This window comes from Streptomyces yatensis (assembly GCF_018069625.1).
Lineage (GTDB): Bacteria > Actinomycetota > Actinomycetes > Streptomycetales > Streptomycetaceae > Streptomyces > Streptomyces yatensis.
In genome coordinates this window covers 9,865,366-9,881,800 of record NZ_CP072941.1, presented here as the reverse complement: position 1 = coordinate 9,881,800, position 16,435 = coordinate 9,865,366, and the positions used below count along the sequence as shown (strand labels likewise).

The 16,435-nt window shown below is 73.0% G+C and carries 16 protein-coding genes and 1 pseudogene; 11 read left to right on the top strand and 6 right to left on the bottom strand.

Going from position 1 to position 16,435, the window contains the following annotated elements; translation table 11 throughout:
• Positions 1–262: 262 nt before the first annotated feature.
• The 3 genes and pseudogenes from J8403_RS41135 to J8403_RS41125 form a co-directional block, all read right to left on the bottom strand.
• Positions 263–1,435, bottom strand: a complete 1,173-nt coding sequence (locus J8403_RS41135; RefSeq protein WP_211127644.1) for a sialidase family protein — start codon at positions 1,433–1,435, stop codon at positions 263–265.
• Positions 1,436–1,656: 221 nt separating this feature from the next.
• Complete coding sequence (locus tag J8403_RS41130) at positions 1,657–2,454, bottom strand: SDR family oxidoreductase (protein WP_211128683.1); 798 nt, start codon at positions 2,452–2,454, stop codon at positions 1,657–1,659.
• 149 nt (positions 2,455–2,603) lie between these two features.
• A pseudogene (locus J8403_RS41125) lies at positions 2,604–3,250 on the bottom strand (pyridoxal-phosphate dependent enzyme).
• 325 nt (positions 3,251–3,575) lie between these two features.
• Here J8403_RS41125 and J8403_RS41120 point away from each other — a divergent pair.
• The 3 genes from J8403_RS41120 (at position 3,576) to J8403_RS41110 (ending at position 6,632) form a co-directional block, all read left to right on the top strand.
• Positions 3,576–4,574 carry a dihydroxyacetone kinase subunit DhaK gene (locus J8403_RS41120; protein WP_211127643.1) on the top strand — a complete coding sequence of 333 codons (999 nt, stop codon included), beginning with the start codon at positions 3,576–3,578 and terminating at the stop codon, positions 4,572–4,574.
• A gap of 103 nt (positions 4,575–4,677) precedes the next feature.
• Positions 4,678–5,379, top strand: a complete 702-nt coding sequence (locus J8403_RS41115; RefSeq protein ID WP_211127642.1) for a DAK2 domain-containing protein — start codon at positions 4,678–4,680, stop codon at positions 5,377–5,379.
• 194 nt (positions 5,380–5,573) lie between these two features.
• Positions 5,574–6,632 (top strand): acyltransferase family protein, encoded by a 1,059-nt coding sequence (locus tag J8403_RS41110; protein WP_246586237.1) that lies wholly within the window; start codon positions 5,574–5,576, stop codon positions 6,630–6,632.
• Between the two features lie 72 nt (positions 6,633–6,704).
• Here J8403_RS41110 and J8403_RS41105 read toward each other — a convergent pair whose 3' ends face one another.
• Positions 6,705–7,352 (bottom strand): class I SAM-dependent methyltransferase, encoded by a 648-nt coding sequence (locus tag J8403_RS41105; RefSeq protein WP_211127640.1) that lies wholly within the window; start codon positions 7,350–7,352, stop codon positions 6,705–6,707.
• A gap of 90 nt (positions 7,353–7,442) precedes the next feature.
• Here J8403_RS41105 and J8403_RS41100 point away from each other — a divergent pair, with 90 nt between their 5' ends.
• A complete protein-coding gene (locus tag J8403_RS41100) occupies positions 7,443–8,039 on the top strand; it encodes a helix-turn-helix domain-containing protein (protein ID WP_211127639.1) in 597 nt (198 codons plus the stop codon).
• Between the two features lie 26 nt (positions 8,040–8,065).
• Here J8403_RS41100 and J8403_RS41095 read toward each other — a convergent pair whose 3' ends face one another.
• On the bottom strand, positions 8,066–8,320 hold the full coding sequence (locus J8403_RS41095) for a hypothetical protein (protein ID WP_246586236.1): 255 nt from the start codon (positions 8,318–8,320) through the stop codon (positions 8,066–8,068).
• Between the two features lie 131 nt (positions 8,321–8,451).
• Positions 8,452–8,967 (bottom strand): cupin domain-containing protein, encoded by a 516-nt coding sequence (locus tag J8403_RS41090; protein ID WP_211127638.1) that lies wholly within the window; start codon positions 8,965–8,967, stop codon positions 8,452–8,454.
• A gap of 96 nt (positions 8,968–9,063) precedes the next feature.
• On the opposite strand from J8403_RS41090, the gene J8403_RS41085 reads away from it, so the two are divergent.
• The 7 genes from J8403_RS41085 to J8403_RS41055 all read left to right on the top strand — a co-directional run bounded on the left by J8403_RS41085 (position 9,064) and on the right by J8403_RS41055 (position 16,415).
• Complete coding sequence (locus tag J8403_RS41085) at positions 9,064–9,474, top strand: RrF2 family transcriptional regulator (protein ID WP_211127637.1); 411 nt, start codon at positions 9,064–9,066, stop codon at positions 9,472–9,474.
• The gene (locus J8403_RS41080) at positions 9,471–10,406 is read left to right on the top strand and encodes a DsbA family oxidoreductase (protein ID WP_211127636.1); all 936 of its coding nucleotides are present in this window, start codon (positions 9,471–9,473) and stop codon (positions 10,404–10,406) included. Before J8403_RS41085 ends, J8403_RS41080 begins: the two co-directional genes overlap by 4 nt.
• Positions 10,407–10,798: 392 nt before the next feature.
• Positions 10,799–12,376, top strand: coding sequence for an ABC transporter substrate-binding protein (locus J8403_RS41075; protein ID WP_211127635.1), 1,578 nt, complete (start codon positions 10,799–10,801; stop codon positions 12,374–12,376).
• Positions 12,373–13,392 carry an ABC transporter permease gene (locus J8403_RS41070; RefSeq protein ID WP_211127634.1) on the top strand — a complete coding sequence of 340 codons (1,020 nt, stop codon included), beginning with the start codon at positions 12,373–12,375 and terminating at the stop codon, positions 13,390–13,392. Before J8403_RS41075 ends, J8403_RS41070 begins: the two co-directional genes overlap by 4 nt.
• Positions 13,389–14,312, top strand: a complete 924-nt coding sequence (locus tag J8403_RS41065) for an ABC transporter permease (protein ID WP_211127633.1) — start codon at positions 13,389–13,391, stop codon at positions 14,310–14,312. The genes J8403_RS41070 and J8403_RS41065 overlap by 4 nt, the downstream gene beginning before the upstream one ends.
• Positions 14,290–15,366, top strand: coding sequence for an ABC transporter ATP-binding protein (locus tag J8403_RS41060; protein ID WP_211127632.1), 1,077 nt, complete (start codon positions 14,290–14,292; stop codon positions 15,364–15,366). Before J8403_RS41065 ends, J8403_RS41060 begins: the two co-directional genes overlap by 23 nt.
• Positions 15,363–16,415: an ABC transporter ATP-binding protein gene (locus J8403_RS41055; RefSeq protein WP_211127631.1), complete on the top strand. Its 1,053-nt coding sequence runs from the start codon at positions 15,363–15,365 to the stop codon at positions 16,413–16,415. Before J8403_RS41060 ends, J8403_RS41055 begins: the two co-directional genes overlap by 4 nt.
• The last annotated feature ends 20 nt before the right edge of the window (positions 16,416–16,435 follow it).

Here is a 16,435-nt window from a genome sequence, read left to right as displayed (position 1 = left end):
GGTCATGGCCCGGCCGGTGTCCGTCACCTGGCCGGGCCAACGCCGGACGCCCACGCGGAGGAGGCGGGAGCCCGAGTGGGTGGTCATGCCGTTCGCGGACCGAGCACGCCGCCGCCCGGCGAACGGCTCGGCACGCGGACTCGCGCCGAGGCCGGTGCCCTGGTGGAGACGGTCGTCCGCACCACGCCGGCACCGGCCCCGAACGGCCGGACGGGATCCCGGGCAGGGAAAACACCGCTTCGGTCAGCGGGCGTTCACCCGGTCAGCTCCCCCCGGTGGCGAAGTAGGGCTTGCACACGGTGCCCACGTAGTCCGTGGCGATCTCCAACACCCGGCTGCCGTCCGCCGAGGGCAGCAGCGCCGAGCTGTAGTTGGGACACCAGTCGACCACCTTGGAGTCCACCCGCACCGGTGCGGGGATCGAACGCCACGCCCCGGTGCCACCGTTGCTGTTGGTCCACACGGTGGCCCCGCTGCCGGCGGCGGTGCTGCCGTCGGCGTTGTTCAGCACCTGGCCGATGAGGAACAGCTTGCCCCGGGGATTGCCGGCCTCGGGGGCCCAGGCGAGGTTCGGTGTGTGGGTGAAGTACTTGCCGTCGGCGGTTTCCGGACGGTAGCCCAGGTGCGCGGGGTCGCCCCAGTTCCAGCCGTCCCGCGAGGTCCGGTAGTGGACCACACATGAGTACTGCCCCTGGGCGGCGCAGATCTCGTACGCCATGAAGTACTGCCCGTCGGGCAGCTTGCGCACGATGGGCATACCGGGCCGGTCGGAGGCGAGGTTGCTGGCGACGGTGGCGTGGTGGCCCTGCCAGGTGATCCCGTCCGCGCTGCGGGCGGCGATCAGCTTCTGGCTGTGGGCGGGGTCGGTCTCGTCCGAGTAGTGGGCCACCAGGCGCCCGCTGGAATCGATGGAGAACTCCGGCTCCCACAGGCCCTTGGTGTTGGGGGCGGTGGCCACGGTGGACAGATAGGACCAGGTGCGGCCCCGGTCGTTGCTGCGGAAGACCCGGATGGCCATCCGGCGGTCCGGCTCGTCCTGGCCGATGGAGGCGGACCACAGCAGGGTCCCGGCGGGCATGCCGCCGACGGCCCGAGGCAGTTCGTACAGGGTGGCGCAGCATTCGCCCTGTCCGCCCGACGCCTCGGGGTCGGCCACCTCGCCCACCTGGCGGAAGGTGGCGCCGTCGTCGGTGCTCTCGTAGATGGCGCCGATCCCGTCCGAGCCGCGGAAGGTGACGACCGAAGCGAGGACGCGGCCGTTGGCGGCGCCGTTGTGCGCGAGCCGCACGGCGCGGGGGTAGAGGCCGGTGCCGTCGCGCAGCAGGGTGCCGGAGGCGGCCGCGGCCGGGGGCGCCTGGACGGCCAGGAGCGAGCCCAGGACGGTCAGGAGGGTCAGCAGAGCGGGCAGGAGGTGTCTTCGGTACGGCGTGGTCATGCACGCTCCCTCGGGAGGAGTGGTGAAGGGGGGAAGAGCGGCCCGGGCCGTGCGTGGCGCAACGTTAAAGAGAATTTCCAACGTTGTAAATCCCTCGCGCACGCTTCCGCGGGAGCCGTGCGGGGCCGGACGGGAGCCAAGCCGGGCCGAGATCGGCACGCCCCGCCCGCCCCCTCAGGCCGTGGCGCAACGGGGCGGGCGGGGCGGCGGGGGCAGGCGGGTCAGTGCTCCTGGGCGGTGGGGCGCACCATGATTTCGTTGACGGCGGCATGCGCGGGCTGGACGACCATGAAGGTGATCGCCCGGGCGATGTCCTCGGGATGCAGCCAGGACACGCGCGCCATGCCGCGTGCGACGGTGGCCGTCCTGTTGCCGGCCGTCATCTCGGTGGCGGTCATGCCCGGTTCGACCAGCCCCACCCGGACACCGCGGGCGGTCACCTCCTGGCGCATGGCCTCGCTGAAGGCGCCCACCGCGTGTTTGGTGGCCGAGTAGACGCTGTTGCCGGGCCGCGCCACCCGGCCGCCCACCGAGCTGACGTTCACCAGGTCCGCCACCCCGCGCGGGCCCTCGGACGCCGTTCGCAGCAGATGCGGCAGCGCCTGCCGGGAGGTGTGCAGGACGGCCTCGATGTTGAGGGCGATCATCCGCTCCCAGGCCTCGGGGTCACTCTCCTCGACCGTGCCGGTGGCCACATAGCCGGCGTTGTTCACCAGCACATCGAGCCGTCCGCACTGCTCCGCCGCGTCCTCGACGCACTGACGGGCCTGCTCCGCGCTCTGCAGGTCTGCCGTGAGGACGGCGCACGAGCGGCCCTCCTTCCGGAGGGTGGCGGCCAGGTCCTCCAGCCGTTCGGTGCGGCGGGCCACCAGTGCGAGATCGGCTCCCTCCCGGGCCAGCGCCAGGGCGGTGGCCGCTCCGATGCCGCTGGACGCGCCGGTCACCAGCGCCGCGCAGCCCGACAGCGGGCCGTCGGGGGGCGCGGCGCTCCCGGCCTGCCGGTCGTTCCCGGTGTTCATGTCCGTCACCCTGGCTCCCTGGTCTCGCGGGGGTGGGGAGGCCACGGGGCCGCGTGGCCCGGGCCGCGCTTCGGGTACCCCGGTGGTGGCCCGCGCATCACCTCGCGCTCCTCCTTTCCCGCCTCCTTTTCCGCCTGCTTTCGGACCGGTCAGCGAAAGGCGCCGCTGTAGGCGTTGAGCGCGGGCTGGCCGCCGAGGTGGGCGTAGAGCACATGGGAGTCCTTGGGTATCTCGCCGTCGCGGACCAGGTCGATGAGCCCGGCCATCGACTTGCCCTCGTAGACCGGGTCGAGGATCACCCCTTCGAGGCTTCCGGTGAGCCGGATCGCGTCGAGGGTGGAGTCGACCGGGACACCGTAGAGGTCCCCGGCCCAGCCCTCCAGCACGGTGATCTCCGCATCGCGCAGCTCCCGGCCGAGGCCGATCAGAGCGGCGGTCTCACGTGCGGTCTTCGCCACCCGGGCATGGGTCTCGGCCACCTTGGCGGAGGCGTCGATGCCCAGGACCCGGCGGGGGCGGTCCTGGCCCGCGAAGCCCGCGATCATGCCCGCCTGGGTGGAGCCGGTGACGCTGCGGCGACCTGGCGGGTGTGGTTGGACTGCACACCGCCGATGCTCACCAGGGTGTCCGCGCCCTTCCGGAGCGCGTCGGGGACGAGGTACTCCAGCTTGCGGGTCGTGTTGCCGCCGTAGGCCAGCCCGCTGTTGCAGTCCTCGCGCTTGGCCCAGATCCGCGCCCCGTCGAGACGTTCGCTCAGCCGGTCCAGGGGGTGGATGGGGCTGGGACCGAACAGCAGGGGGTGACGTTCGAAGTCATCGAGGGACGTGGGTGACTCCTCAGGGGTGGTGCCGGATGCCCGCGGGGGTGTGCCGGATGTCCGTCGATCCCTGCCCCGCCGCTCCCCGCCGGCACACGAGCCGGAACCTCCCCAATGCCTCCCCCACGGCACACGACCGGCGTATGCCTGTAGGCCGTTGGGGTCCCGCTGCTGTCCAGCCTGAGCACCCTGCCGCCGGGTCGCGGAGACGATCTGTTCCTGAGCCCTCATTCCGCTGGCGCCGAGACGGCGCTCGACCGCCGAGTCCACCCCGTCCGCCCCACTCGCCCAGGGAGCCGAGTTCATGCCCCAGTACTTCCGCGACTCGCCCGAGTCTCTCGTTCCCGACGCGCTCGCGGGCTTCGCCGCCGCCCATGCCGATCTCGTCGCCTACCACCCCGACCACGGATACTTCCGCACCCGCCACTGCGCACCCACCCGCCGCGTCGGGCTGGTCTCGGGAGGCGGTTCCGGCCATGAGCCCCTGCACTCCGGCTTCCTCGGGACCGGGATGCTGGACGCCTCCTGCCCCGGGCGGATCTTCGCCTCGCCCCACAACCGGCAGATCTTCGAGGCCAGCCGGGCCGTCGCCCGGCCCGACGGTGTGCTGCACATCGTGAAGAACTACACCGGTGACCGCATCAACTTCAGCATCGCCGCCGAGCGCCTCGCCCATGAGGGCATCCGCTGCGCACGTGTTCTCATCGACGACGACATCGCCAGCGACTCCGATGACATCGCGGTCGGCCGGCGCGGCACCGGCGCCACCCTGATCATCGAGAAGATCCTCGGCGCCGCCGCCGACGAGGGGCGCGGCCTGGAGGACCTGGTCGCCCTCGGCACCGATGTGACCCGGCGGGCCCGCAGCCTCGCCGTCGCCTCGGCCGCCCACAACACACCCGCCTCCGGGGCACCGGCCTTCGCCCTTCCCGACAACATCCTGGAGTTCGGGGTCGGCATCCACGGCGAGCGGGCCGAGGGGACCACCCCGCACGCACCGCTCGGCAAGCTGGTCGAGACCATGACGGACCAGTTGCTGGCCGCGCTGCCCGACACCGCGGGGACACGGGTGCTCGCCCTGGTCAACGGGCTGGGGTCGATCACCTCGCTGGAGCTGTACGGCATCCGCCACGCCGTCGCCAAGGCCCTCGACGACCGCGGCGTGGGCCTGGACCGGTCCCTGACCGGCACCTTCGTGAGCGCCCTGGACATGCGGGGCTTCTCGCTGACCCTGTTCGCCACCGACGCGGAGGCGCTGCGGCTGTGGGACGCCCCCGCCCGCACCCCCGCCTGGCCCCTGTGACCCCGCCTCATTGACCCCGTCCGGCCCCGTTGACCCCGTTCCGCCCCGTTGACCCCGTCCGGCCCCGTTGACCCCGCCACCGCCCCGAGGAGTTGCCCCGCTCATGTCCGATCAGCCCGGCCCGAAGGGCCTTACGCACGCCACCGTCATGGACTGGCTGACGCGCTTCGCCGCCACCGTACGCTCCGTGGAACCCGAGCTCACCGCGCTCGACCAGAAGGCGGGCGACGGGGACTTCGGCGGCAACCTGGTCACCGGGATGGACGGTGTCCGCCGCGCGCTGGACGCCCTGGCGGCGGGCGCGGGGAACGGTGAGCGAAACCAAAGGGGCCCGGACGCGCCGCTCGACGCTGCCGCACGGGTCTTCCTCGACGATGTCGGCGGCACCAGCGGTCCCCTGTTCGGGCTGCTCTTCCAGGAGCTCGCCGACGCGCTGGGGATGGCCGCCGACCCGCCCGGGACCGCCGCGCTGGCCCTGGGCACCGCCGCGGGGGCGGCCGCCATCCAGCGGGTGGGCGAGGCCGAGGTGGGCGACAAGACGATGGTGGACGCCCTCGTGCCCGCGGCGCGGGCGCTCGCCTCCTGTGAACCCACCGCCGATCCCGCGTACGCGCTCCATGTGGCCGCGGTGGCGGCCCATCGGGGCGCCCGCTCCACGACGGATCTGCGCGCCCGGCGCGGGCGGGCCAGCTATACCGGCGACCACGCCCGCGGCGTCCCGGATCCGGGCGCTCTGGCCGTCGCCCTGCTGTTCGCGTCCGCACACACCGAGCTGACCTCGCTGGACCGGCTCCCCGTGTCCTGAAGTGGCGGCCGAGTTCATGAGCGGACCCCCGGACGTGCCGCCCGCCGGTGAACGCCGCGGCCGGGCCGCACGTACTGGGATCCGGGTCCTGGCCCCGCATGGGACGGGCAGAGCGGGGCAGGCGACCAGGATTCGACTGTCGGCTCGATCGAAGGGATCCGGGAGAAGCTGTGCAGCAGGAGACCTCCACCCGTGTGACCACACCCCCGGCCGTCCCACGACCCCGCGAGGGCGGCGCGTCGGGCGGCCGGACGCGCGACCCGTACTTCGACAATGCGAAGTACCTCACCATCGTGCTGGTGGCGTGCGGCCACGCCTGGGAGCCGCTCACCTACGGCAGCCGGGCGGCCACCGCGATCTACCTGCTGGTCTACGCGTTCCACATGCCCGCGTTCGCCCTCATATCGGGATACTTCTCGCGGAGTTTCGACATGGCGCCGGGCCGGGTGAAACGGCTGCTCACGGGTGTCGTCGTGCCGTATGTGGTCTTCGAGGTCGCGTACACGCTCTTCTACCGCTGGGCACAGGACGATCCGGGCTATCCGATCAGCCTGCTCGACCCCTGGTACGTGATGTGGTTCCTGGCCGCGCTGTTCATCTGGCGGATCACCACCCCGCTGTGGCTCGCGCTGCGCCATCCGGTGCCGGTCGCGCTGGCGGTGGCCGCGCTGGCCTCGATTTCGCCCGAGGCCGGTGGGGATCTCGGCCTGCAGCGGGTGCTGGCGTTCCTCCCGTTCTTCGTGGTCGGACTCACCCTGCGACCGGACCACTTCTCCCGGCTGCGGACCCGGCGGGCCCGGCTGATCGCCCTTCCGGTGGCGGCCTTCGCGCTGTGCACGGCGTACGCGGTGGCGCCCTGGATGGACGCGGAGTGGTTCTACCACCGCAAGAGCGTGGCGGCGCTGGATGGCGTACCGTCCTGGGCCGGATTGCTCACCACACCCGCCCTCTTCGGTCTGGCGCTGGTGCTGACGGCCTGTTTCCTGGCTTGGGTGCCGGGGCGCCGGACCTGGTTCACCGCACTCGGTTCGGGCACGCTGTACGGCTATCTGCTGCACGGCTTCATCATCAAGTCATCCCGTTTCTGGGACTGGTACGACCATCCCTGGCTGCACACCCCGCTCGGGGAGCTCGCCGTCACCGCGGCCGCGGTGCTCATGATCACTGTGCTGTGCACGGGACCGGTGCGACGGGTCCTGCGCTCGCTGCTGGAGCCACGCATGGACTGGGCGTTCCGGCGCACCGGTTCCTGAGTGCGGGCCGGTTCCTGAGTGCGGGCCGGTCCGGAGGGCGGACCGGTTCCCGGGTGGACCGCGGGGCCGCCGTCAGCGGCGGCGGACCTTGAGGGTGTTGTCGGTGCGGGTGGCCGGCTGCCCGTCGGGAGCGGTCATGTTCTCCACATGGACCTCGCTGACGAGGACGTCCCACTCCCCGTCCGCGAGGTCGAGCCCGGCGAGCACCTCCTCGGGCGTGGGGAAGTGGAACTCCGGACCGGGGTCCGGCGCCCAGGACGGGAATGCGGCGTGTCCGGTGATCAGCAGCACTCCGCCCGGTGCGACGGCCCCCGCCGCGGTGCGCAGGATCTGGTCCCGGGGCAGTTCCAGCCGGGAGTGGAAGAAGTAGGCGGAGACGAGGTCGAACGTGCCCTCCGGGAAGGACTCGGACAGGTCGTGCCGCTGCCATTCGATGTGGTCGCCGACACCTTCCGACGCCGCGTGTCCGGCGGCGCGGTCCAACGCCACCTGTGAGACGTCGACGGCGGTGACCCGCCAGCCCTGCCGGGCGAGCCAGATCGCGTCGCCGCCCTCACCGCAGCCGAGATCCAGCGCGCGGCCAGGGGGCAGCCCGGTGGTCTCGCGCACCAGAGCGGCATTGGGTTTGCCGCTCCAGACGCGGTCCTCGGCGCTGTAGAAGGTGTCCCAGAACTCCTCGGGCGAGGTGTCCGGCGAGATGGTGTGCGGATCGGTGGTCATGTCGGATGCGCTCCCTTCGTTCCTGGCAGGAGAGTGCACACGGCCGCGACCACTTGACAAACTTCTTTGCCGGGGTAGCAAATAAACGGTATGGCCGACGAAGACCTCACCGAGGTACTGACCGCCGTAGGACCCCGGCTGCGGGCGTTGCGGCGCACCCGTGGCACCACACTGGCCCAGCTCAGCGAGACGACCGGGATCTCGCTGAGCACCCTGTCGCGACTGGAGGCGGGACAGCGCAAGCCGACCCTGGAGCTGCTGCTGCCGCTGGCCAAGGCGTACGGAGTGCAGCTGGACGAGCTGGTGGGGGCGCCGGCCACCGGGGATCCCCGGGTCCATCCGCGGCCGTTCACCCGGCAGGGCCAGACGTTCGTTCCGCTGACCCGCTATCTGGGCGGGCTGCACGCCTACAAGCAGATCATGCCGCCCCGGCCGCCGGGCGGGCGCGACGAACCGCTGGAGCAGCGGGTGCACGAGGGCTATGAGTGGCTCTATGTGCTCTCGGGGCGGCTACGGCTGGCGCTGGGCGAGCACGACCTGGTGCTCACATCCGGTGAGGCCGCCGAATTCGACACCCGCACGCCCCATGGCTTCGCCAACGCCGGGGACCAGCCGGTGGAGTTCCTGTCCCTGTTCGGGGCGCAGGGCGAGCGCATCCATGTCCGCGCCCGCCCCGCCGGTACCTGACCCGCCCCGTCTCACACCGGGGGCGCTCACCCCGAGGGCTCGTCCGGGACGGGCCGCTCGGGGTGCACGCTTCCGGTCTGCGGCTTCCCCTGCCGTCCCGTGCCGGACTCATCCGTCTCGGGGACGTCGTCCCCCAGATCCGGCTCCTGGCCGGCGCCCGCCACGTCCAGGTGGTCGGGGCCGTCCTGCGCCTGCTGGTCGGGGAGGTCCCTGGGGATCGCGCCCCGGTCCTCGCGCTCCTCGCGCTCTTCGCGGTCCTCCGGTCGCCGGTCGTCGCTCACGATGCCGCTCCTTTCGTCGATTCGTCGATGGAGGGGGCACAGCAGGGGCGATTACCCACGAGCGTCGGCGAAATGCACGGCCATCGCCGATTGGACGCGGCCACCCGCACGCCACGTGTCCACGCGGACGGCTACTCCCCCGGCTCCAGCACATACAGCTCCGGCAGGTTGACCACGATGGCCTCCTGAGTGCTGCGGGCGATGACCACCACCGCCTCGTCGTCGGGGTCCGGGTTCTCCTCCCGGTGCGGCACAAACGGCGGGACGAAGATGTAGTCACCCGGGCGGGTGCGCAGCCGGACCTCCTCGACACGTCCGTCCCGCTCCTCCGCGAAGACGAACTCGGGGTGGCCCCGCACCACGAAGATGGCCGTCTCGGACTCGCCGTGGTGGTGATTGGCGGAGGCGGTGTCCGGCGCCACATGCGTCTGGCCCATCCAGAGCCGCTCGGACCCCACCGACTGACCGCTGATCGCGGCGAACCGCCGCATGCCCTCGGTCTGGGCGGTGCCGGGGTCGACGTCCTCGGTGCGGATGTGGTGCAGCCGCATCCGCAGCGGACTGTCGGGGGCGGTGGCCTTCAGATCCCTCAGATGCGGATGGAACGCGTCGTGCTGCTGCGCGGGGTCGCCGCCGGGCGTCGTCATGACACCGACCGTAGAAAGCCCCGGCAATGGATGTCAACAGGTGTCCTTTCTCCCACCAGGCACAACACCATGGAATCCACGCTGCATAATGGCCGTATGCAGATCTCGGCGAAGGCGGACTACGCGGTCCGGGCGCTGGCGGAGCTGGCCGCGGACGCGGGCAGGCCACTCACCTGTGAGGCGATAGCCACCTCCCAGGACATCCCCTTCCGGTTCCTCAAGGGGGTCTTCCGGGATCTGCGCCAGGCCGGCCTGGTGCGCAGTCAGCGTGGCTGCGAGGGTGGCTACTGGCTGGCCCGCGACCCCGCCGAGATGACCCTCGCGGACATCGTGCTCGCCGTGGACGGGGCGTTTCTGACGCTGCGCGGCGAGCGGCTGGACGACCTCGGCTACCCCGGCCCGGCGGCCGGACTGCCCGGGGTGTGGCGTGGGCTGGAGGACCATGTGCGCCAGGTGCTGACCTCCACCGCCCTGAGCGATCTGGTCCGCGAGCGGCTGGCGGCATGACGCCCGCGAGCCCGGACCGGCCCGGGAGCACCGGGGCGGACGGCGGCGGGGACGTCGAGATCGTGGAGTACACCGATCCGGCCTGCCCGTGGGCGTGGGGCTCCGAGCCCGCGTTCCGCCACCTGCGGGCGCTGACCGCGGGGCGGGCCCGCTGGCGCCGGGTGTTCGGCATCCTCTTCGACGACGGCGACGATCCGGCACCGGATCCCGCGGCCGAGACCGCCTGGTACAGCCGCTATATCGCCGATATCGCCCGCCATACGCGGGCGCCCTACGCTCATCGGCTGCGCTGGGTGGCGGCCACCAGCCGGCCGGCCTCGCTCGCCGCGAAGGCGGCCGAGCGGCAGGGCGCGATCGCCGCGGAGCGGGTGCTGCGGCGGCTGCGCGAGACCACGTTCGTACTGGGTACTCCGGCCGATACGGCGGAGCGGGTGCTCGACGCCCTGGCGGGGCTCGACGGTGTCGATGTGGGGCGGCTGGGCGCGCAGATGGGCGAGCCGTCGGTGGTGGCGGCCGTCCGGCAGGACCACGCCGAGGCCCGCGACCCGATCCCGGAGGCGTATGCCTTCCGCGCCCCGGGGCCGCATGGCACGGGCGTCAAGGAAACCGACGACGGGGTGCGCTACGCGCTGCCCACACTGGTGTTCTCCGGCCCCGGCGGGCGCGTGGCCGCCCCGGGGTGGCGGAGCGTGGCCGAGTACACGGCGGCGCTGCGCACGGTGGCCCCCGGTCATCTCTGGCAGGCGGCCCTCATCGGTCCCGAGGAGGCCCTGGCGGAGCACCGCAGCCTGACCGGGCCCGACCTGTCGCTGCTGACGGGCCGGACCACTCCGCCACCCGCGGCCGTACGGGTGGAGACGGCGGGCGGGCCGCTGTGGCTGCATCCGGACGAGGCCGCCGCCCATCCGGTGCTCACCGCCCGTCAGGGCTGAAAAGTCCCAGGTGGTAGCCGTCTTACCCGATGAGACACCTAAAGGTGTCCATTGACTTCGCCGGTCCTCGCCCCGCACCATGGGCACATGCTGACGACGCACCCCGGTGTGGTGTGCCGATACGTGGACTTCCGGCGCACCGCCAGCGCCATCTGTCGCTGATCGCCCTCCTTCGCTGACGGAATCCGCCGACGCGGTCCGCCGCCGCGATCTGCCACGTCCCGAGCGCCTCGTGCCGCTCGTTCCCCTCGCTTTCCTCCCCGGGCCCCACCGCCTCCGGCCTTCATGACCGCTGCCCGTCCGCGTGTCCTCGCTGTCGTGCGCGGACGTGTGCGGCCGTGTGCTCATGGCCGTCCGGGGGCAGTTGACACCACGAAAGGCGACGTCCCGTCATGACCTCCGCCGCCCCGCCGCGTCCCGTCCGCCGTTCGCCCGATCCGCCACCGCGCCCCGCCCCTGACCGGCGCTCCGTGCTCGGGCTCGCGCTGGGGGCGGGCGGCTCCCTGCTGCTGTCCGCCTGTGGCGGGGTGGCGACGACCGGGGCGGGTGGCGGGGGCGAGACCCTGCGCTGGGGCTGGGACCTGCCCTCCACCTGGGACCCGGTGTTCTCCTCCAAGGGCTGGGATGTCCATCTGCTGTCGCTCGTCTACTCCGGGCTGACCCAACTCGACGCCAAGGGCGGCGCCCGGCCCGCGCTCGCCTCCTCCTGGCGCTACTCCCACGACGGGCGCCGCCTCACCTTCGCCCTCCGCCGTGGCCTGGGGTTCGCCGACGGCACCCCGGTGAACGCCGAGGCCGTCAAGAAGAGTCTCGAGCGCGGCAAGAACCACCCCAAGTCCCTGATCGCCTCCCAGCTGACCAGCATCGACACGGTACGGGCCCCCGACCCGCACACCGTGGTCCTCGAACTCACCGAGGCCGACTACCAGTTGCCCGCACTGCTGGCCGGGAAGACCGGCATGGTGGTCAGCCCCACCGCGTTCGGGAAGGACGAGGCGCGGCTGGCCACCAGGCCGGTCGGCCACGGCCCGTTCCGGCTGGTGTCCTACACCCAGAACTCGATGGCGAGCCTGCGCCGCGACCCCGGCTACTGGAACGCCGAACACATCGCGGTCGAGCGCTTCGAGGCGTATCCGAAGCCCGATGAGACCACGGCGCTCGCCGCGCTCCAGTCGGGGCGGCTCAATGTGGCCCAGATCCCGTTCAGCCAGGTCGAGGCGGCACGCGAGGCCGGTTTCACGGTGCAGCTCATCCCCTCGATGGTGGTGCGCGTCCTGGATGTGAACACCGCCATGAAGCCCTTCGACGACCCCGCCGTCCTCGAGGCCCTGAAGTACGCCGTGGACCGCCAGGCCCTGCTGGACAGCGAACAGTTCGGCCATGGCGAGGTGGACCACCAGCCCTTCCCGCCCGGCTATACGGGCTTCGACCCGGCGCTCGGCGCGGTGTACCGGCATGACCCGGAGCGGGCGCGCGCACTGCTGCGGGAGGCCGGATACCACGACGGCGTCGAGGTGACCATCACCACCGCCCAGCCGCAGGGCGCGCCCGAGCAGTTGCAGGCGCAGCTGAACCGGGCCGGGTTCCGGGCCCGGATCGAGGTCATCCCGGAGGCGCGGGCGTCCCAGGTGGTGTACGTCCAGCACTCCCGTGCGCTGTACCTCGACCAGTTCGCCGGGCGGGAGTCGCCGGTGCAGGCGATGCAGGTGCTCTTCGGCGCGGAGGGGCTGATGAACCCCTCCCGCCGTACGACGCCCGAACTGGACGCGGCCGTGGCCGCGGTGCGCCGCACCCCGCTGGAGTCGCCGCGCTATCCGCAGGTGCTGCGGGCGGCCACCGCGGTGGCGGTGCGCACGATGCCGAATGTGTTCCTCTACACGGTGCCGCGCGCGCTGGCCCGTACGTCCTCCGTCTCCGCCATCCCCTCGCTCCCGGTGGTGCAGCGGTTCGAGGGGGTGGCGGCCGGATGACCGCGCTCGCTCCGCACCTCGCGCGCACACGGCGCAAGCCCGTACGGGCCGCCCGTCTCCCGCGCTCGCTCGGCCGCCTCCTCGCCACGGCGGGCACGGTGTTCCTGCTGTCCTCCGTGCTCACCTTCGGTCTCGGCGCGCTCTCCGGGGCCAATCCGGCGGCGGCGGTGCTCGGCGAGACGGCGACGCCCGCCGACATCGCCCGGATGAACCAGCGGTTCGGCCTCGACCGGCCGCTGTGGGAGCAGTACGTGTCGTGGCTGGGGCACGCCTTCACCGGGGACCTGGGGCGCTCGTGGTTCACCACGGTCCCGGTGGCCGACAGCATCCGGCAGGCGATGCCGGTGGATCTGTCCATCGCCGGGCTCGCGCTGCTGATGGCCGTGGTGCTGGGCGGGGCCGCCGGTGTCGCCGCCGCGCTCCGGGCCGGCGGACGGCTGGACCGCACCGTCACCGCGCTGTGCGCGCTGCTCGGCACCCTGCCCGGTTTCGTCGTGGCCATCGCGCTGGTCACGGTGTTCTCGCTGAAGCTGGGGTGGCTGCCGTCCGGTGGCTATGTGCCGCTGGACATGGACCCCGCGCAGTGGCTGCGGTACACCGTGATGCCCGCGCTGGCGCTGAGCCTGGAGGCCGCTGCCGCCATCGCCCGTCAGCTGCGCACCTCGCTGGTGGGGACGTTGCGGGAGAACTACGTGACGGGCGCGGTGATGCGCGGGCTGCCCGCCCGGCGGGTGGTGTTCGGCCATGCCCTGCGCAACGCCGCCGGACCGGCGCTCACCGCGCTCGGGATGAGCGTGCCGATGCTGCTCGGCGGTGCGGTGGTCACCCAGCAGATCTTCGCGCTGCCCGGTCTCGCCCAGCTCACCCTGCAGTCGGCGGAGCAGCACGACATCCCGGTGATCCAGGGGACGCTGCTGGTGACCATCGCGGTGGTCCTGGTCGTCAACGTGGCCGTCAACGCGGCGCTGCTCGCGCTGAATCCGGCCGCCCGGCGCCGGGAGGTGACGCGCCGATGAGGACGTTGCGACGCGCCTGGGGACATCCGTCCGCCAAGGTGGCGCTGCTGGTGCTGCTGGCCATCGCGCTGCTGGCGGCGTTCGGCGGCCGGCTCGCCCCGCACGACCCGCTGGCCCAGCACCCCCGGAACATGCTGCGCGGCCCCGGCCCCGGCCATCTTCTGGGCACCGACTATCTGGGCCGCGATGTGCTCAGCCGGCTGCTGGAGGGCAGTGGCCGCTCGGTGGCGGGCGCCGTGGAGGCGGTGGCCGCCGCGATGGCGGTGGGGGTGCCGACCGGACTGGCCTCGCTGTGGATGGGGCGGGTGGGCGAGTGGATCGCCCAGCGTGCGGTCGACGCGCTGATGACACTGCCGTTCACCGTGTTCGCCATCGCGGTGGTGGGCGCGCTGGGCAACGGGATGCACCAGGCCATGCTGGCGCTCGGGGTGCTCTACGCCCCGCTGTTCTTCCGGATGACCCGCGCCGCCGCGCTGAGCCTGCGGCACGCCCAGTACGTGGAGTCGGCCGAGCTGTTCGGCGCCTCGGTCGGGCGGGTGCTGCGCACCCACATCTGGAGCAAGGTCCTGCCGACGGTCATCGTCACCGCCGCCCACGCGCTGGCCACCTGTCTGCTGGTGGTCTCCTCGCTGACCTTCCTCGGGGTCGGTGTGCAGCCTCCCGCCGCCACCTGGGGCGGCATGCTCGCCACCGATCTGGGCTTCCTCACCCAGCAGATCTGGGCACCGGTGTTCCCGGCCGCGCTGATCGTCATCACCGCCGGTGCGCTCAACCTGCTGGCCGATGCCGTACGGGACGCCGGGGCGGACGAGTTGCTGCCCGGCGGCGCACCGGATCCGGCCACCGGCTCCCCGGGCGCCACTCCCGACACCCCCGACACCACCAAGGAGCAGGCCGATGCCGCACTCCCCGTCGCCTGACCCCGCCACGCCCGGCGGCCCCGACGGCTCCGGCGCCCTGGGCCGACGGCCCGCCGCGCTGGCGGTCGAGGGACTCGGCGTCACCGTCGCGTCCGGACGGCTGACGGCCGTACGCGATGTGTCGTTCACCGTGGGCCGCGGTGAGGCCGTCGGCCTGGTCGGCGAGTCCGGCAGCGGCAAGACCCTCATCTGCCGGTCGGTGCTCGGACTGCTGCCGCCCGGCTGCGCGGTGTCCGAGGGCGAGATCGCCCTGTCCGGTGAGGCGCTGACCGGGCTGTCGCGCCGGGAGTGGGACCGCGTACGGGGCACCCGGGTGGGCGCCGTCTTCCAGGACCCCGCCTCGTATCTCAACCCCGCGCTGACCGTGGGGCGTCAGCTGACCGAGGTGCTGCGGGTGAAGCTGGGGCTGGACCGCGCGCGGGCCGCTGAGCGGGCCGTCGAGCTGTTCGCCGCCGTCGGGTTGCACGACCCCGCCGAGGTCGCCCGGCGCCATCCGCACGAGCTGTCCGGCGGGATGCTGCAGCGTGTGCTGATCGCCGTCGCGGTGGCCTGCGCCCCGGATCTGCTGGTGGCCGACGAGGCGACCACCGCGCTGGATGTGGTGGTCCAGGCCGAGGTCCTGGAGTTGCTGGCCCGGATGCGCGCCGAGCGGGATCTGGCGCTGCTGCTGGTCAGCCACGATCTGTCGGTGATCGCCGAGGTGTGCGACCGGATCCTGGTGGCGTATGCCGGGGAGCTGGTCGAGGACGGCCCGGCCGAGCGGGTGCTGAACGACCCCCTGCATCCGTACACCGAGGCGCTGTTGCGCGTGGCCACGGTCGGCGACTTTGAGCGGCGCGAGCTTGAGGTGATCCCCGGCGCACCGCCCGAGGTGGGTGCGCGGCTGCCGGGCTGCCGGTTCGCCGACCGCTGCGCGTTCGCCGCGCCCGAATGCCGCCGCGGTCCGGTGCCGCTGCGCGAGACCACCGACGGGCGGCGGGTGCGGTGTGTGCGCGGCGAGGAGATCGAGCGGTCGCGGGCCGGTGCGCACGGCACCCGGGAGGTGGCGGTATGAGCGGGCTGCTGGAGATCTCCGGACTGACCGTGGCCTTCGGCCGGCGGGACGCGCGGCCGGTGCTGGACGGTGTGGAGCTGTCCGTGGCCGAGGGCGAGATCGTCGGGGTCATCGGGGAGACCGGCTCCGGCAAGACCACGCTGGCCCGTACGGCCGTGGGCCTGGTCCCGCCGCGCTCGGGCCGGGTGGTCTTCGACGGGCGCGAGATCTCCGGGCTGCGGGGGCGCGCGCTGCGGGCGTTCCGCCGTTCGGGGCGGCTGAGTTACGCGTTCCAGGATCCGCTGCGGGCCCTGGACCCGGAGCTGACGGTCCGCCGGGCGGTGGCCGAACCGCTCGCCGTCGCGGGGGATCTCGGCGACACGGAGATCGCCGCACAGGTGGACGGGGCGCTGGAGACGGTGGGCCTGGACGCGGCACGCCTCGGCGATCGGCTGCCCGGCGCGATCTCCGGCGGTCAGCGCCAGCGGGTGCTGCTCGCGCGGGCGATCGTCATCCGGCCCCGGCTGCTGATCGCCGATGAGCCGGTGAGCGCCCTGGACGCCTCCAACCGCAACCGGGTGCTGCGGCTGCTGGACCGGCTGCGCACCGAGCGCGGGATGGCCGTCGTCGTCATCTCGCACGACCTCAGCTCGCTGGCGGGCATCGCCGACCGGGTGGCGGTGCTCTACCGCGGCCGGGTGGTGGAGCAGGGGCCCGTACGGGAGGTGTTCGGCCGGCCGCTGCATCCGTACACCGCGCTGCTCATCGCCTCCGCGCCGAGCGTACGGGGCGGGGGCGGGCCGGGCGCGACGGCGCTGCGCCCGTCGGCCGAACCGCCCTCCTGGACGGCGCGGGAGGGCTGTGTCTTCGGCCACCGCTGCCCGTTCGTCACCGGCTCCTGCCGCACCGCGCCCGCGCCGGCCCCGGTGGGCCCGGGGCGCACCGCCGCCTGCCACCGGGTGCCCCAGTGGCGTGAGCTGGTGGCCGGGGCGACTCCCCCGGCCACCGCGCCAGGGCCGCCGGAGCTGGTGGCGGCCGCCGGAGAAACAGACAAGGAAGCCGGGCGGTGACCATTCCCCCGGCCACTTCC

Bases quoted from the DNA above. Each gene is read 5' to 3' on its own strand.
- J8403_RS41135 (WP_211127644.1), bottom strand. From the start codon at position 1,435: ATGACCACGCCGTACCGAAGACACCTCCTGCCCGCTCTGCTGACCCTC.
- J8403_RS41130 (WP_211128683.1), bottom strand. From the start codon at position 2,454: ATGAACACCGGGAACGACCGGCAGGCCGGGAGCGCCGCGCCCCCCGAC.
- J8403_RS41120 (WP_211127643.1), top strand. From the start codon at position 3,576: ATGCCCCAGTACTTCCGCGACTCGCCCGAGTCTCTCGTTCCCGACGCG.
- J8403_RS41115 (WP_211127642.1), top strand. From the start codon at position 4,678: ATGTCCGATCAGCCCGGCCCGAAGGGCCTTACGCACGCCACCGTCATG.
- J8403_RS41105 (WP_211127640.1), bottom strand. From the start codon at position 7,352: ATGACCACCGATCCGCACACCATCTCGCCGGACACCTCGCCCGAGGAG.
- J8403_RS41100 (WP_211127639.1), top strand. From the start codon at position 7,443: ATGGCCGACGAAGACCTCACCGAGGTACTGACCGCCGTAGGACCCCGG.
- J8403_RS41090 (WP_211127638.1), bottom strand. From the start codon at position 8,967: ATGACGACGCCCGGCGGCGACCCCGCGCAGCAGCACGACGCGTTCCAT.
- J8403_RS41085 (WP_211127637.1), top strand. From the start codon at position 9,064: ATGCAGATCTCGGCGAAGGCGGACTACGCGGTCCGGGCGCTGGCGGAG.
- J8403_RS41080 (WP_211127636.1), top strand. From the start codon at position 9,471: ATGACGCCCGCGAGCCCGGACCGGCCCGGGAGCACCGGGGCGGACGGC.
- J8403_RS41075 (WP_211127635.1), top strand. From the start codon at position 10,799: ATGACCTCCGCCGCCCCGCCGCGTCCCGTCCGCCGTTCGCCCGATCCG.
- J8403_RS41070 (WP_211127634.1), top strand. From the start codon at position 12,373: ATGACCGCGCTCGCTCCGCACCTCGCGCGCACACGGCGCAAGCCCGTA.
- J8403_RS41065 (WP_211127633.1), top strand. From the start codon at position 13,389: ATGAGGACGTTGCGACGCGCCTGGGGACATCCGTCCGCCAAGGTGGCG.
- J8403_RS41060 (WP_211127632.1), top strand. From the start codon at position 14,290: ATGCCGCACTCCCCGTCGCCTGACCCCGCCACGCCCGGCGGCCCCGAC.
- J8403_RS41055 (WP_211127631.1), top strand. From the start codon at position 15,363: ATGAGCGGGCTGCTGGAGATCTCCGGACTGACCGTGGCCTTCGGCCGG.